The 15,252-nt window shown below is 70.3% G+C and carries 12 protein-coding genes and 1 tRNA gene; 9 read left to right on the forward strand and 4 right to left on the reverse strand.

Annotation, left to right across the window (positions count from 1 at the left end; all coding sequences use genetic code 11):
• The first annotated feature begins 79 nt into the window (after positions 1–79).
• The gene (locus ACXMYJ_RS09100) at positions 80–925 is read left to right on the forward strand and encodes a helix-turn-helix transcriptional regulator (RefSeq protein ID WP_460355559.1); all 846 of its coding nucleotides are present in this window, start codon (positions 80–82) and stop codon (positions 923–925) included.
• Here ACXMYJ_RS09100 and ACXMYJ_RS09105 read toward each other — a convergent pair.
• Both ACXMYJ_RS09105 and selD read right to left on the reverse strand, forming a co-directional pair.
• On the reverse strand, positions 901–1,470 hold the full coding sequence (locus ACXMYJ_RS09105; RefSeq protein WP_460355561.1) for a TetR-like C-terminal domain-containing protein: 570 nt from the start codon (positions 1,468–1,470) through the stop codon (positions 901–903). The two genes, ACXMYJ_RS09100 and ACXMYJ_RS09105, sit on opposite strands and share 25 nt — an antisense overlap.
• 46 nt (positions 1,471–1,516) lie before the next feature.
• The gene (selD, locus tag ACXMYJ_RS09110) at positions 1,517–2,521 is read right to left on the reverse strand and encodes a selenide, water dikinase SelD (RefSeq protein WP_460355563.1); all 1,005 of its coding nucleotides are present in this window, start codon (positions 2,519–2,521) and stop codon (positions 1,517–1,519) included.
• 40 nt (positions 2,522–2,561) lie between these two features.
• Between selD and ACXMYJ_RS09115 the strand changes: the two genes are divergently transcribed.
• The 3 genes from ACXMYJ_RS09115 (at position 2,562) to ACXMYJ_RS09125 (ending at position 5,645) form a co-directional block, all read left to right on the forward strand.
• Positions 2,562–2,656, forward strand: a tRNA-Sec gene (locus ACXMYJ_RS09115).
• Positions 2,656–3,960, forward strand: coding sequence for an L-seryl-tRNA(Sec) selenium transferase (selA, locus tag ACXMYJ_RS09120; protein WP_460355565.1), 1,305 nt, complete (start codon positions 2,656–2,658; stop codon positions 3,958–3,960). The genes ACXMYJ_RS09115 and selA overlap by 1 nt, the downstream gene beginning before the upstream one ends.
• The gene (locus ACXMYJ_RS09125) at positions 3,951–5,645 is read left to right on the forward strand and encodes a SelB domain-containing protein (RefSeq protein WP_460355567.1); all 1,695 of its coding nucleotides are present in this window, start codon (positions 3,951–3,953) and stop codon (positions 5,643–5,645) included. The genes selA and ACXMYJ_RS09125 overlap by 10 nt, the downstream gene beginning before the upstream one ends.
• Positions 5,646–5,715: 70 nt before the next feature.
• Here the strand turns inward: ACXMYJ_RS09125 and ACXMYJ_RS09130 are convergent, their stop codons facing one another.
• Positions 5,716–6,741 carry a TerC family protein gene (locus tag ACXMYJ_RS09130; protein WP_260757116.1) on the reverse strand — a complete coding sequence of 342 codons (1,026 nt, stop codon included), beginning with the start codon at positions 6,739–6,741 and terminating at the stop codon, positions 5,716–5,718.
• An 82-nt stretch (positions 6,742–6,823) separates the two neighbouring features.
• Here ACXMYJ_RS09130 and fdh point away from each other — a divergent pair, with 82 nt between their 5' ends.
• The 5 genes from fdh to ACXMYJ_RS09155 are packed head-to-tail and all read left to right on the forward strand — an operon-like array spanning position 6,824 to position 13,525.
• On the forward strand, positions 6,824–10,126 hold the full coding sequence (fdh, locus tag ACXMYJ_RS09135; protein WP_260757117.1) for a formate dehydrogenase: 3,303 nt from the start codon (positions 6,824–6,826) through the stop codon (positions 10,124–10,126).
• On the forward strand, positions 10,123–11,055 hold the full coding sequence (locus ACXMYJ_RS09140) for a 4Fe-4S dicluster domain-containing protein (protein WP_260757118.1): 933 nt from the start codon (positions 10,123–10,125) through the stop codon (positions 11,053–11,055). The genes fdh and ACXMYJ_RS09140 overlap by 4 nt, the downstream gene beginning before the upstream one ends.
• Complete coding sequence (nrfD, locus tag ACXMYJ_RS09145) at positions 11,052–11,993, forward strand: NrfD/PsrC family molybdoenzyme membrane anchor subunit (RefSeq protein WP_260757119.1); 942 nt, start codon at positions 11,052–11,054, stop codon at positions 11,991–11,993. Before ACXMYJ_RS09140 ends, nrfD begins: the two co-directional genes overlap by 4 nt.
• A 35-nt stretch (positions 11,994–12,028) precedes the next feature.
• Positions 12,029–12,958 (forward strand): NAD(P)/FAD-dependent oxidoreductase, encoded by a 930-nt coding sequence (locus ACXMYJ_RS09150; protein ID WP_460355572.1) that lies wholly within the window; start codon positions 12,029–12,031, stop codon positions 12,956–12,958.
• Between the two features lie 21 nt (positions 12,959–12,979).
• A complete protein-coding gene (locus ACXMYJ_RS09155; protein ID WP_260757120.1) occupies positions 12,980–13,525 on the forward strand; it encodes a YceI family protein in 546 nt (181 codons plus the stop codon).
• 131 nt (positions 13,526–13,656) lie between these two features.
• Here ACXMYJ_RS09155 and ACXMYJ_RS09160 read toward each other — a convergent pair whose 3' ends face one another.
• Positions 13,657–15,249, reverse strand: a complete 1,593-nt coding sequence (locus ACXMYJ_RS09160) for an MFS transporter (protein WP_460355575.1) — start codon at positions 15,247–15,249, stop codon at positions 13,657–13,659.
• Positions 15,250–15,252 lie beyond the last annotated feature (3 nt).

Raw genomic sequence — 15,252 nt, forward strand, 5'->3', positions numbered from 1 at the left:
TGCCGCTTCGCGCCGCAGGTCGGGAAGACGGTGCCGATACTGGTAGCGGCACCACCACCGTCGAATACTCTCGGAAGGCGTGGACAGACGCACGCAGCAACGCCACGCCCTCGGCGAGTTCCTGCGTGCCCGCCGGACCGCCGTGTCCCGCGCCGACCTCGGACTTCCCGACCTGCCGCGCTCGCGCACCGGCGGGCTGCGCCGCGAGGAGGTCGCGGTGCAGGCCGGGGTCAGCGTCACCTGGTACACGTGGCTGGAGCAGGGCCGCGACATCAACCCGTCCAAGCAGGTGCTCGACGCGGTCGCGAAAACCCTGCGGCTGTCGGCCGCCGAACACGAGTACGTGCTGGCCCTGGGTGGCTACGTGGTGGACCCGGCGGTGTCCGACGGCCCGCTGCCGCCGCAGATCCAGCGGTTCCTCGACGCGCTGGACGGCTATCCGGCGTTCGCGATCACCCCGGACTGGGGGATCGCCGCCTGGAACGCCGCCTACGCGGCGCTGTACCCGAACATCGAGCAGGCGCCGGTCGCCGACCGCAACCTGCTGTGGCTGGTGTTCATGGACCCCTACATCCGAGAGTTGTTGCCCGACTGGGAATCCGACAGTCGGCGCTTCCTCGCCGAGTTCCGCGCCGATGCCGGGCCGCGGGTGGGGGAGGCGTCCTACACGGCGCTGGTCTCCCGGTTGTCGGCCGGCAGTGAGCACTTCGCGGCGGCGTGGCGAGCCACCAGCATCGAGCGGTTCACCTCCCGCGAGCGGCTCTTCCGCCACCCGGTGGTCGGCGAGCTGAGGCTGGAGCACCACCAACTCGCGCCCGTCGATGTGCCGGAGGTGCAGATCGTGGCCTACCTCCCGGTGCCGGGATCAGGTGCGTCAGAACGCCTTGAGGAACTCGCCGGTCATGCGGCGGACACCGCGCGGTAGACCAGGTCGGCGACCGTTCGGCAGTATGCGTCGTCAACGGGCTCGCCGGTGTACAGCGCCCGCATGTTGATCGGTGCGAACAACAGTTCCAGCGCGGTGAAATGGTCGATGCCGTCGCGCAGTTCCCCGCGCTGGCCGGCTCGTTCGAACACCACCCGAAGGCCGTCTGCACGGGATCGCCACGCCGACCGCCGAACCTCGACGCTGGCGACATGGGAATCGGCGATCAGATGCCCGCCGTGCAATCTGCGGCCGGCGTCGGAGGTCACCATCGCGGCCATCCCGACGGCCAGCGCGAACAAATCGGTGCGCAAGGAACCGGTGTCGGGCAGGGACTGCTCGACACCCGGACGCCGTGCGAGCGCCTCCAAGACCAGCGTGTCGGATTCCGGCCACCGCTGCTGAATGGCCGCGATGTCCAGCCCGTGGCGGTGCGCCATTGCGCCGACATCGAAGCGATCTATGCCCCAGCGGGCGACCTCGTCATGGACGGCGGCGATCACCCGCTCGTGTTCATCGTCAGCACACGATTGGTCAACGGACACGGATCAACCTCCCCAGACTCATCCAGCGTCCACGATGCCACACCGCCTACCGGACGACGATGGTGTGGTCGCCGCGCGCGACGAGTTCGCCGATCACCGGCGCGCCCGGGATCTCGCCGGCGATCAGCAGCCCGCCGGAGGTCTGGGCGTCGGCCAGCAGCAGCGCCTCATCCTCGCCGACCGCGGACAGGTCGGTGTGCGGGGCGACCCAGTCGAGGTTGCGCCGGGTGCCGCCGCTGACGTAGCCGTCGCGCAGCGCCTCCCGCGCCCCGTCGAGATACGGTACCGCCGCCGACTCGAGCACCGCCGTGACACCGCTGGCGCGGGCCAACTTGTGCAGGTGGCCCAGCAGACCGAAACCCGTGACGTCCGTGGCACATTCGACACCGGCCGACACCGCTGCCTCGGCGGCCCCGGAGTTGAGGGTCGTCATCACCGCGATCGCCTCATCGAAGCGCTCACCGGTGCTCTTGTGCCTGCTGTTGAGCACGCCGATCCCGAGCGGCTTGGTCAGTGACAGCGGCACACCGGCTTTGCCGGCATTGTTGCGCAGCAACCGATTCGGGTCGGCGATTCCGGTGACGGCCAGACCGTACTTGGGTTCGGGGTCGTCGACGCTGTGCCCGCCGGCCAGATGACAGCTCGCCACGCCGCACACCTCGAGCCCGCCGCGCAGCGTCTCGGCGGCCAGCTCGAACGGCAGCGTGCCGCGGGGCCAGCCGAGCAGGTTCACCGCCACCACCGGCCGCCCGCCCATCGCGTAGACGTCCGACAGCGCGTTGGTCGCCGCGATCCGGCCCCAGTCGTAGGCGTCGTCGACCACCGGGGTGAAGAAGTCCGTCGTCGCGATCAGCGCGATGCCGCCCTCGATGCGCACCGCGGCCGCGTCGTCGCCGTCGTCGAGTCCGACGAGCAGTTCCCCGACCGGGTTCGTCGGCGTCGCCGCGGTGAGTCCGCGGACCACGTCTTCGAGCTCGCCGGGCGGGATCTTGCAGGCGCATCCGCCGCCGTGCGCGAACTGCGTCAGGCGGAAACTCTCTGCGGTAGCCATGGCGTCCATCCTGCCCTGTCATGATGGACGGGTGGGCCAGGGAGGCGTTTCCGGTCTGGTGACCGGCACGATCTTCAAAATCGGTGAGCGGCAGTTGCTGTCGCTGGCGGGTTCGATTCCCGTCCGCCTCCGCCATGGGTGATGACCCGCGGCGGCGGGTGCCGCGCACCGACGCCCTGCTGGCCGACCCGCGCCTGGCCGAGGCGGGGCAGCGGCTGGGCCGCACCCTGGTCAAGCGCGTGATCGCCGACGCGCAGCAGCGGGCCAGGGACGGCGACATCAGCCCTGAGGACGTCGCCGACCATGCCGTCGCCGCGCTGCCCGCCGGGGCCACCACCCTGCGCGCCGTCATCAACGCCACCGGCGTCGTCGTGCACACCAACCTCGGGCGGGCACCGCTGTCGCAGGCCGCCGTCGACGCGATCGTCACCGCCGCCGGCGCCACCGACGTCGAGTTCGACCTGGCCACCGGCCGGCGGGCCCGGCGCGGCCGGGGCGCCCTCGCTGCGCTGGCTTCGGCCGTGGCGACCGCGCGGGGCGTGCATGTGGTCAACAACAACGCCGCCGCTCTGCTGCTGGCCGCGCTGAGCCTGGCGCCGGGGAGGGAGATCGTCGTCAGCCGCGGCGAGCTGATCGAGATCGGCGACGGCTTCCGGTTGCCCGCGCTGATGGAGTCGACGGGTGCGCGCATCCGCGAGGTCGGCACCACCAACCGCACCCACGTGCGCGACTACGCCGACGCGATCGGCCCCGACACCGGTTTCGTGCTCAAGGTGCACCCGTCGAACTATCTGGTCAGCGGGTTCACCTCGGGGGTGTCGGTGCGTGAGCTTGCCGGACTGTGCCACGGCGCACGTGTCGACGGCCCGGTGCCGCTGGTGGTCGACATCGGCTCAGGGCTGCTGGCTCCGCACCCGCTGATGCCCGACGAGCCCGACGCCACGACCGTGCTGCGCGACGGCGCAGATCTGGTCACCGCCAGCGGCGACAAGCTGCTCGGCGGTCCGCAGGCCGGTCTGCTGTTCGGCGCGAGCGAGCTGATCGAGCGGCTGCGTCGTCATCCCGCAGCGCGGGCGTTGCGCGTCGACAAGCTGACGCTGGCCGCACTGGAGGCGACGCTCGTCGGCCCACCGGCGCCGGTCGCGCAGGCGCTCGACGTCGACGTGGACGTGCTGCGGCGGCGCGCCGAACGCCTGGCCGCCGCGCTGCCGGGCGCTGAGGCCGTCGCGTGTGTCGCCGCGGTCGGTGGCGGCGGGGCGCCCGGAGTCGAGCTGCCGAGCTTCGCGGTCAGCCTGCCCGAGGCCTGCGCCGCCGCCCTGCGCGTCGGTGACCCCTCCGTGGTCGGCAGGCTGGAGAACGGCCGCTGCCTGCTCGACCTGCGCACGGTCGCGCCGGACGATGACCCGCGGCTGCTGGAGGCGGTGCGGGCATGTATGTAGTAGCGACCGCGGGCCACGTCGACCACGGGAAATCCACGCTGGTGCAACGGCTTACCGGGATGTGGCCGGACCGCCTGGCCGAGGAGCAGCGCCGCGGGCTGACCATCGACCTCGGGTTCGCGTGGACGACGATCGACGGGCGCGACACCGCGTTCGTCGACGTGCCCGGCCATGAGCGGTTCGTCGCGAACATGCTCGCCGGGGTCGGGCCGGTGCCGGCGGTGATGATGGTGGTCGCCGCGACCGAAGGCTGGATGCCGCAGACCGAGGAGCATCTGGCCGCGCTGCAGGCGCTCGGTGTGCGGCACGTGCTGGTGGTGATCAGCAAGACCGACCTGGCCGACCCGGCTGCGGCGACCGCTCAGGTGCGGCAGCGGCTGCCCGATGCGCCGGTGGTGAACGGCGGGGACCTCGACGAGGTTCGCGCCCGGGTAGTCGCGCTGGTCGACGCGTTGCCCCCGCCGGATCGGGAGGCCGACGTCCGGCTCTGGGTGGACCGCTCGTTCACCGTGCGTGGGGTCGGCACGGTCGTCACCGGCACGCTGGCGGCGGGCACGCTGCGCGTCGGCGACGAACTGGAGCACGCCGGCCGGCGGGTGACGGTGCGCGGCCTGCAAACGCTGGAACGCGACCGCGCCGAGGTGGGGGCGGTAGCCCGGGTCGCGGTGAACCTGCGCGGGGTGGACCGCCGCGGCATCGGGCGCGGCGACACCGTGCGCACGCCCGGCGCATGGCTGGAGACCGGCGAGATCGACGTCGGGCTGCGGACCGCCGGGAAGCTGCACGAGCAGCTGGTGCTGCACATCGGCTCGGCCGCGGTGCCGGTGCGGGTGCGGCCGCTGGGCGAGACCGGCGCACGGCTGCGGCTGAGCCGGCCGCTGCCACTGCGTATCGGGGACATCGGGCTGCTGCGCGATCCGGGCGAGCACCGCATCGCGGCAGGCGTCGAGGTGCTCGACGTGCGACCTCCTGCGTTGCGCCGTCGCGGCGACGCCCGCGCGCGGGCCGCCGAACTCGCAACCGGGCGGGTTGCGCCGCCGGTGTGCGAACGGTCGGACCTATTGCGGGCCATGGGTTTCGACGTGCACGGCGTGACCGTGGGCGAGTGGGTGGCCGACCCGCAGTGGTGGTCCGGGCGGCGCGAACAGTTGACCGCGGCGGTGACGGCGTGGTCGGCCGAGCACGACATCGCCGCCGGTATGCCGATGGAGGCACTGCGCCGGGAACTCGACCTGCCGTCGGTGGACTTGTTGGCGCCGCTGCTCGAGAACAGCGGTTTGGTGCCGGCCGACGGGCGGGTGCGCCGACCGGGGGTGACGCTGCCCGAACGGGTCGACAAGGCGGTTCGGGTGATCGAGGAGCGGCTGGCCGCGGAGCCGTTCCGCGCACCCGAAGCCGACGAACTCGCCGAGCTGCGACTGGGACCGAAAGAACTCGGCGCCGCGGTGCGCGCCGGGCGGCTGGCCAAGATCGCCGACGGCGTGGTGCTCGGACCCCGCGCGCACGTCCGAGCCGCCGACGTGCTGGCCACACTGCCGCAGCCGTTCACCGTCGCCGAAGCCAAACGCGCATTGCAGACCACCCGCCGGATCGCGGTGCCGCTTCTGGAAAGCCTTGATCAGCAACAGATTACGCGGCGCAATCAAGACGGTACGAGGGTTGTCATCGCCGGCGGCCAGCAGTGACTCACAGCGGCGCTGGTACGGGCGCGATCGGCTGCGTGACGTGCTCAGCGGACACAACGCCTGACGAGGCTCACCCGGCTCGTCTTCGCACGCTGTCGGGCTTCTCCGCGTCCCGCCGCGTGGCGCGCAGCGAACCGGGATGCGCCTTGGCGGTCGGGTCTTTGCGGGTCTTGATCAGGCTGGCGACGGTGACGATGGTCAGGATCACCACGATGACCACCAGGCTGAGGTAGGTGTCGACCTCCGGGATGCTCGGGTTGATGTCCACATGCGCCCAGTGCAGCACCAGCTTGACACCGATGAACGCCAGGATGATCGACAGCCCGGTCGAGAGGTACACCAGCCTGTCGAGCAGCCCCTTGACCAAGAAGAACAACGCCCGCAGACCCAGCAGGGCGAACGCGTTCGCGGCGAACACGATGTAGGGCTCGCTGGTGACGCCGAAGACTGCGGGGATCGAGTCCAGCGCGAAGAGCAGGTCGACGCTGCCGATCGCGATGAGCACCGCCAGCAGCGGAGTCGCCACCCGGCGTCCGTTGGCCCGGGTGAACAGCTTGCCGCCGTCGTACTCCTCGCTGATCGGGATGAACCGCCGGGTGGCCCGGATCATGATGTTGTTCTCGACGTCGGGGTCCTCGTCGCGATGCCGGAACAGCTGAATCGCGGTGAAGATCAGCAACAGCCCGAAGATCAGGAACATGAACGAGAACAGCGACAGCAGGGTCGCGCCGAGCGCGATGAAGATGGCCCGCATGATCAGCGCCAGGATGATGCCGAAGGTCAGCACCTTGTGCTGATGCTCCTCGGGCGCCGCGAAGGTGGCCATGATGATCACGAACACGAACAGGTTGTCGACCGACAGGCTCTTTTCGACGACGTAGCCGGCGAAGTACTGGGTGCCGAAGTCGCCGCCGTAGGTCATCGCGAACCACACCCCGAACCCGATGGCCACCAGGATGTAGAACACCGACCATGCAGTGGCCTCCCGGAAGCCCACCCGGTGCGGCCGCACTGCCGCGAGAACGAGGTCGACCGCCAGCAACGCGACGATGAGGCCGATGGTTGCCGCCCAGGTCATCAGGCTGATCTCGAGCATGGTCCCTTTGTACCTGAGAGTGCGGGGTTGATCTGGCCGCCAAGGGGTACCTTGAGGCAGCGAGGCGGACGAAGGTGGACGGGTGGACATCAGGAAACTCTTCGAATCGTGGCCGGTGTACCGGCAGCTCACCGGTGAGGACACGCTCGGTCGCGGCAAGGCCGCGCAATCCAGGCGCAGCCTGACCCTGACCCCGCGCACCGCCGACGCCGACCGCGTCGCGTATTCGGTGTGCCCGTACTGCGCGGTCGGCTGCGCGCAGAAGGTGTACGTCAAGGACGACAAGGTCGTTCAGATCGAGGGCAATCCGGACAGCCCGATCTCGCGCGGGCGGTTGTGCCCGAAGGGATCGGCCAGCAAGCAACTCGTCACCGGGCCGCAGCGCCTGACCAAGGTCCGCTATCGCGCGCCGTACGCCGCCGAGTGGCAGGACCTCGACCTCGACACCGCGATGCAGATGATCGCCGACCGGGTGCTCGAGGCCCGAGAAAAGGGTTGGCAGGACTTCGACAAGGACCGCCACACGCTGCGCCGCACCATGGGCATCGCCAGCCTCGGCGGCGCCACCCTGGACAACGAAGAGAACTATCTGATCAAGAAGCTGTTCACCGCGCTGGGCGCCCTCCAGATCGAGAACCAGGCGCGTATTTGACACAGCGCCACGGTTCCCGGTCTGGGAGCCTCCTTCGGTCGCGGCGGGGCGACGGACTACCAGCAGGATCTCGTCAACTCGGACTTCATCGTCATCATGGGCTCCAACATGGCCGAAGCTCATCCGGTGGGATTCCAGTGGGTGATGGAGGCCAAGGCGCGGGGCACCGGCGTCGTGCACATCGACCCGCGGTTCACCCGCACCAGCGCGCTCGCCGACCGGCACGTGCCGCTGCGCGCCGGAAGTGACATCGCGTTCCTCGGCGGCGTCATCAACTACATCCTGAGCAACGAGCTGGAGTTTCGCGAGTACGTCACCGCGTACACCAACGCGCCGTTCCTCGTCGACGAACGCTTCGCCGACACCGAGGATCTCGACGGTCTGTTCTCCGGCTACGACGACGTGACCGCCTCCTACGACCCGTCGACGTGGCAATACCAGAACACCGGTGCGCAGGAGGGCGGCGCCGAGGCCAAGGAGCAGAGCGCCGGTGACCGCTACGGGTCCGGCGGCCCGCCGATCGAAGGCGGCGCCGGCGACATCCCCAGCGATCCCACGCTGCAGCATCCCCGGTGCGTCTACCAGGTCCTCAAGCGGCATTACGCCCGCTACACCCCGGAGATGGTCGAGCGGGCGTGCGGCATCCCCGCCGACGTGTTCCTCGAGGTGGCGCGCGCGTGGACGGAGAACTCAGGCCGCGAGAAGACCGCCGCGCTGGTGTATTCGGTTGGCTGGACTCAGCATTCGGTGGGCGCGCAGTTCATCCGGGCCGGGTCGATCATCCAGCTGCTGCTCGGCAACATCGGCCGCCCCGGCGGCGGGGTGTTCGCGCTGCGCGGGCATGCCAGCATCCAGGGCTCGACCGACGTACCGACGCTGTTCAACCTGCTGCCCGGATACCTGGCGATGCCCCATGCCGGCGAGGAGACACTGGCCGACTACCTCGGCGGCATCAAGAGCCGAAACCAGAAGGGCTTCTGGCGCAATGCCGACACCTACATGGTGTCGCTGCTCAAGGAGTACTGGGGCGAGGCGGCCACCGCGGACAACGACTACTGCTTCGACTACCTGCCCCGCATCAACGGCGACCACGGCACCTACCGCACCGTGATGGACATGGTCGACGGCAGGGTGTTCGGCTACTTCCTGCTCGGCCAGAACCCCGCGGTCGGGTCGGCGCACGGACGGCTGCAGCGGCTCGGCATGGCCAACCTCGACTGGCTGGTGGTGCGCGACCTCGTCGAGATCGAGAGCGCCACCTTCTGGAAGGACGGACCCGAGATCGAGACCGGCGAGGTCTCGCCGCAGACCTGCCGCACCGAGGTGTTCCTGCTCCCGGCTGCGTCGCACGTCGAGAAGGCCGGCACGTTCACCCAGACCCAGCGCATGCTGCAGTGGCGGGAGCAGGCCGTGCAACCGCCGGGCGACGCGCGCAGCGAGCTGTGGTTCTTCTACCATCTGGGCCGCATCCTGCGCGAAAAGCTGGCCGCCTCAACCGATCCCCGTGACCGGCCGCTGCTGGACCTGTGGTGGGACTACGAACTCGACGGTGACGAGCCGTCCGCTGCGGACGTGCTGCGCCGCATCAACGGTGTGGACCTGACCACCGGCCGGGCGGTGAACAGTTACACCGAACTTCAGGCCGACGGCTCCACCGCGTGCGGCTGCTGGATCTACAGCGGGGTGTACGCCGACGAGGTGAACCAGGCCGCCCGCCGAAAACCGCACACCGAACACCGCCGGCAGAGCCGGCAATCAGACGAGGGCCCCTACGACCACGAGTGGGGCTGGACGTGGCCGCTGAACCGGCGCGTGCTCTACAACCGGGCGTCGGCCGATCCGCAGGGCCGGCCGTGGAGCGACCGCAAGAAACTGGTGTGGTGGGATCCGGACAAGGGGGAGGCCGGCGAGTGGACCGGGCACGACGTCCCCGATTTCGAGAAGACCAAACCGCCGGACTACTATCCCGAGCCCGGCGCGGTCGGTGTGGAGGCGCTGCGCGGCGACGACGCGTTCGTGATGCAGGCCGACGGCAAGGGGTGGCTGTTCGCGCCGAACGGGGTGGTCGACGGCCCGCTGCCGACGCACTACGAGCCGCACGAGTCCCCGGTGCGCAACCCGCTGTATCAGCAGCAGAGTAATCCGGCGCGCAAAGTGTATGGGCGAGCCGACAATCCGTCGAACCCGTCCTGGCCGGACGCGCACGGGGAGGTGTTCCCGTTCGTGTTCACCGCGGCCCGGCTGACCGAGCATCACACCGCCGGCGGGATGAGTCGGCAGCTGCCGTACCTGGCCGAGCTGCAGCCGGCGCTGTTCGTCGAGGTGTCACCCGAACTGGCGCGGGTCCGCGGATTGACGCACATGGACTGGGCGCACGTGGTGACCAGCCGCGCCGCCGTCGACGCCCGGGTGTTCGTCACCGACCGGATGCGCCCGCTGCACGTCGAAAACCGTGTGGTGCACCAGATCTGGTTGCCGTACCACTGGGGCCACGCGGGCCTGGTCGACGGCGACGTCGTCAACGATCTGCTCGGTGTCGTCGCGGACCCGAACGTCTTCATCCAGGAGAGCAAGGTCGCCACCTGTGACATCCAGCCCGGCCGCCGCCCGCGTGGCCCGCTGCTGCTGGAGTACCTGCGCGAATACCGCGACCGCGCGCATATCACCCCGTCGACCGGCACCGTTCTGGACACCACCGCGCCGTCGCGCGGCCACACTGAGGAGGCGCCATGAGCACCAGCGGGAAGCGCGGCCGATCGCGCGTCGGACCCACCAGTTTCTACGGGCCGCTCGACGACGTGGCCGCTGACGCCGGCTACGACGAGCACCCGCCGCGGGTCGGCTTCTTCACCGACACGTCGGTGTGCATCGGGTGCAAGGCGTGCGAAGTGGCGTGCAAGGAATGGAACGACGTGCCCGTCTCAGGAGATGGGGACGGGTTCGACCTGCTCGGCATGTCGTTCGACAACACCGGCAACCTCGGCGCGAACTCGTGGCGGCATGTGGCGTTCATCGAGCAACCTGGCCACCCAGTCGAGGATCTGGGGATGCCGGGCTTCGAACGTCCCGGGGATGCGACCGGCGCCGAGACCCGGCAGGACTTCCGCTGGCTGATGGCTTCGGACGTGTGCAAGCACTGCACGCACGCCGGCTGCCTGGATGTCTGCCCGACCGGCGCGTTGTTCCGCACCGAGTTCTCGACAGTCGTTGTGCAGCAGGACATTTGTAACGGGTGCGGGTACTGCGTGTCCGGGTGCCCGTACGGGGTGATCGAACGCCGTGAAGGCGACGGCCGGGCCTGGAAATGCACGCTGTGCTACGACCGGCTGCACGACGGTCTGGAACCGGCCTGCGCGAAAGCCTGCCCGACGGACTCCATCCAGTTCGGGGTGCTCGACGAGCTCCGCGAGCGCGCCGCGCTGCGCATCGACGAATTGCACGAGCGCGGGGTGACCGAGGCGCGGCTGTACGGGCACGACCCCGGCGACGGCGTCGGCGGGGACGGCGCTTTCTTCCTGCTGCTCGACGAACCGGAAGTGTATGGGCTGCCGCCGGATCCGGTGGTTCCCACCCGCGATGCCGGTGCGATGTGGCGCTACGCCGGGATCGCGGCGTCGGCCCTGGTCGGGGTCGTGGTGTCGGCGTTTGTGGGGCGCTCATGAAGGAAAAGCGCGGCGACATGGCCGTCCCGCCCGCTGATTTCCGGTCATACTACGGCCGGCAGATCCTCAAGACGCCGGTGTGGAACTGGATGATCGCGGCGTACCTGTTCGCCGGCGGGTTGTCGGCGGGCTCGGCGCTGCTGGCCGCAGGGGCCGACCTGACCGGACGCCGGCGGCTGCGGAAGGTGTCCCGGCTCGGTGCGCTGGCGGGCCTGTTGGCCGGCCTGTGTTTCCTGATCGGCGACCTGGGCCGGCCCGGGCGGTTCCATCACATGCTGCGGGTGGCCAAGCCGACTTCCCCGATGAGCGTGGGCACCTGGATCCTGTTCGGCTACGGCCCGGGCGCAGGCATCGCCGCCGCCGCGGAGCTGATGCCGCGTCGTCTGCGGCGAACCTGGTTGGGCCGCCTGGTTTCTCGGCTGGCCCGGCCTGCCGGACTGGAAGCCGCCGCGGTGGCGCCGGGTCTGGCGGCATACACGGCGGTGCTGTTGTCGCACACCGCGGTCCCGGCCTGGAACGAGGCGCACCCGTATCTGCCGTTCATTTTCACCGGTTCGGCCGCGGCCGGCGGCGGCGGCCTGGGCATGCTGCTGGCGCCGGTGGCGGAGAGCGGTCCGGCGCGGCGAATGGCGGCGACGGGCGCGGTGCTGGAGGTGGCGGCGTCGCGCACCATGGAGCGCCGGCTGGGACTGGCCGGCGAGGCCTACACCACCGGCCGGCCGCACACGCTGAGGCGGGCCTCTGAGGTCCTGACCTTTGCCGGGGCCGTCGGCGCGGTGGTGTCGGGCCGGCGCCGCTGGGCCGTCGCGCTGTCGGGGGCGGCGCTGCTCGCCGGCGCGGCGCTACAACGGTCCGGGGTGTTCGAAGCGGGCGTGGCCTCGACGAAGGACCCGAAGTACGTGGTGGTGCCGCAGCGGGAGCGTCTCGACGCGCGCTGACGTCTAACCCCGCGTTTTCGGGGAACAGACGGTCTGTGGAATTCGAATGTGCAGTCGTCGGTGGCGGCGCGGCCGGCCTGAGCGCGGCCTTGGTGCTGGGCCGGGCCCGGCGCACCACGATCGTCCTCGACGCCGACGACCCGAGCAATCGCGCGGCCCCGGTGATCGGTGGGCTGCTCGGCTACGACCGGCGCCCGCCCGACGAGTTCTACGCGGCCGGGCGCGACGAGCTCACGGAGTATCCGAGCGTGCAGTACCGGCGCGCGGAGGTGCTGGGCGGGCGAGCGGTCGACCGCGGGTTCGTCCTCGACGTCGACGACGGCAGCCGGGTGCACGCGCGGCGGGTGCTGCTCGCGACGGGCATGGCGTACGCGCCGCCGCAGTTGCCCGGGCTGCCCGAGCTGTGGGGCACCTCGGTCTTCCAGTGCCCGTTCTGCCACGGCTGGGAGGTGCGCGACACCCGGCTGGCCGCGCTGGCCTCCGGGGAGCAGGGAGTGCACACCGCGCTGATGCTGCGCGGCTGGAGCGACGACGTGGTGCTGCTGACCGACGGACAATCGCAGCTCGGCCCCGACGACCAGCGGCTGCTGCACGATGCCGGCGTGACTGTCGACGACCGGCGCGTCGTCGAATTGATCGGTACGGAAGGTCAATTGGAGAGCATCGCGTTCGCGGACGGGACCCGGTTGGAGCGGGACGGGCTGCTGGTCGAGGCGCCGGTGCGGCAGCGGTCGCCACTGGCCGCTCAGCTGGGCGCGACGTGCACGCCGGGCCCGTTGGGCACCGAACCGCTGACGGTCGACACGATCTCGCGGACCAGTGCGGGAGGGGTGTTCGCCGCCGGCGACGTCTGCACCCAGCAGCCACACATCGCCGGCGCAATCGCGTCGGGCTCGCAGGCGGCGATGATCATCGTGCAGAGCCTACTGGCCGATCAGTTCGGGTTGCCGTATCCGCCGGAGTAGCGAGATCGGTACCCTCTGTCGGTGGCGGACACGGTGTGGGAATTGGATTCCTCCGACGGTGAGCTTCGGCTGAGAACGGGTGTGACGGGCCCGGCGGCGAAGATGGGTCACCGGCTGACCATCGCGATGACGTGGCGGGCCACCGTGCAGTGGGCAGGTGACGAGCCGGCCTCGGTGCAGCTGACGGTGGACGTCGGGAGCCTGGCGGTGCTGGGCGGCCAGGGTGGCGTCGCCGGACTGTCCGGCCCGGAGAAGGCACTGGCACGCTCCAACGCACTGAAGATCTTGGATGCGAAACGGTTCCCGCACATTGTTTTTCGGACTGAGTCGGTGGAGCGGGCCGACCTCGGCTACCGGTTGACCGGCAGGCTGGAGATCCACGGCAAGGTCCGCGACCGGGTGGTGGAGCTCCGGGTCGAGGAGGTGGGCGACCGCTGGCGGATGTCGTGCCAGGAGACGGTGCGTCATTCCGATTTCGGTCTCAAGCCCTATTCGATGATGATGGGCGCGATGAAAGTCGCCGACGAGGTGACGGTGTCGTTCACCGCGGAGCGCAAGCGCGGGTGAGGCTCGCAGCCGAAACGCGAGCCTCATGCATCGCTGTCCCGACGCTGTGGACGAGATCGACGTGAGGGCTGTTGCTGTCGCCGTGCCGGGTGTCCACGACCGTGGTGTCGATCTCGCGTTCAGTGTGTGAATCAGTCGAGTTCGCGCACCGCGAGGTAGTGCTGGGAGACCGCCGGGCCTTCGGTGTAGCGCTCGACGTTCTGCTCGATGAGCTGGTCCTGCGCGGTGAGCCGGGTGTAATGCTGGTGCATGTGCTCGCCCCAGGAGCGCACGATGAACGTCTCCACGAACGTCGACTCCTGTTCGACACTGCGGAAGAGTCGCCACAGCGACGCCCCGGTGCGCTGCCGGGACCGGCCCAGCACCGCCATCGCGGCCAGGAACGCCTCCTCGTTCTCCGGTGCCACCCGGTAGGAGGTGATCACCAGCACCGGCCCGTCGAGCGGCTCGGGTTCGAAGAGCAGCGTCGGCTCCGGCCAGTGCGACGACGGCGTCAGATCGAGATTGCCGGTGCTGGCGTGCAGCGGCCACCACAGCAGGGACAGACCGCAGAGCACGAGCAGCGTCATGCTCACCAGCAGGCTAGTGACACTGCTGGTGGCGCCGGCGAGCACACCCCACACCAGCGACCCGATCGCCTGACCGCCCATGAAGACCAGCTGATACACCGACAACCCGCGGGCGCGCACCCACCGCGGCAGGCTGAGCTGCATTGACGCATTGAGCGTGGACAGCGTCAGCAGCCATGCGGCGCCGCCGACCACCAGCCCCGCCACCACGGCGGCGACGTTGTGCACCAGCGCGAGCACCCCGGTGGCGACGGCGAACCCGGCCGCACCGACGATGAGCAACACGTTCTGGCCGAACCGGGCCCGCAGCCGCGACAACGCGAACGCACCGAGAACCGCGCCGACCCCGAGCGCACCGAGCAGCACACCGTAGCCGGCCGAGCCGAGGCCGAGCTGGTCACGGGCGATCACCGGCAGCAGCGCCCACACCGCGCTGGCGGGGGCGATGAACAGCACGGTCCGCAGCAGGATGCGGCGCACGACCGGGGAGCTGCGGATGTAGCGGCCGCCGGCGCTGAGCGCGGCCAGCGCCCGCTCGGGCGGGAAGTCGCTCCGCTCCGGCGGACGCCGCCACGAGACGAGCACCAGCACTATCCCGACGAACGACACGGCGTTGAGGGCGAACACTATCGTCGGCCCGGCCACTGACACCAGCGCGCCGGCGATTGCGGGTCCGATCGCCCGGGCGCCGTTCATGCTCATGCTGCCCAACGCCGCGGCAGCCGGAATCTGATGCGGGGGAACGAGATCCGGCTGAATCGCCTGCCAGGCCGGTGCGGTGAGAGCCTGCCCGCATCCGATGAGGAACAGCAGCGTCAGCAGCACGGTCGGGGTGGTCAGCCCGGCACCGGTGAGGGTGGCGAGCAGGCCTACCCCGGCGGCCATCGCGCCCTGGGTGGCGATCAGCAGCCGGCGCCGGTCGACGAGGTCGGCCAGCACGCCGGACGGCAGCGCCAGCAGCATGACCGGCAGCGTGGTGGCGGTCTGGACCAGCGGCACCAGGACCGCGGCGCGGGGATCGTCGACCAGCATCCACTGCGCGCCGACGGTCTGCATCCAGGTGCCGAGGTTCGAGACGAATTGCGCGATCCACAGTGCGCGGAAGATCGGCGATCGCAGCGGCGCCCACGTCGAGGTCGACTCTGTCGATGTCATCCG

It is taken from the genome of Mycobacterium sp. ZZG (genome assembly GCF_054786995.1).

What these genes read in the sequence shown, in the direction of transcription:
- ACXMYJ_RS09125 (WP_460355567.1), top strand. Translation starts at nt 3,951, where the DNA reads ATGTATGTAGTAGCGACCGCGGGCCACGTCGACCACGGGAAATCCACG.
- selA (WP_460355565.1), top strand. Translation starts at nt 2,656, where the DNA reads ATGGGTGATGACCCGCGGCGGCGGGTGCCGCGCACCGACGCCCTGCTG.
- ACXMYJ_RS09140 (WP_260757118.1), top strand. Translation starts at nt 10,123, where the DNA reads ATGAGCACCAGCGGGAAGCGCGGCCGATCGCGCGTCGGACCCACCAGT.
- nrfD (WP_260757119.1), top strand. Translation starts at nt 11,052, where the DNA reads ATGAAGGAAAAGCGCGGCGACATGGCCGTCCCGCCCGCTGATTTCCGG.
- selD (WP_460355563.1), bottom strand. Translation starts at nt 2,521, where the DNA reads ATGGCTACCGCAGAGAGTTTCCGCCTGACGCAGTTCGCGCACGGCGGC.
- ACXMYJ_RS09160 (WP_460355575.1), bottom strand. Translation starts at nt 15,249, where the DNA reads ATGACATCGACAGAGTCGACCTCGACGTGGGCGCCGCTGCGATCGCCG.
- ACXMYJ_RS09130 (WP_260757116.1), bottom strand. Translation starts at nt 6,741, where the DNA reads ATGCTCGAGATCAGCCTGATGACCTGGGCGGCAACCATCGGCCTCATC.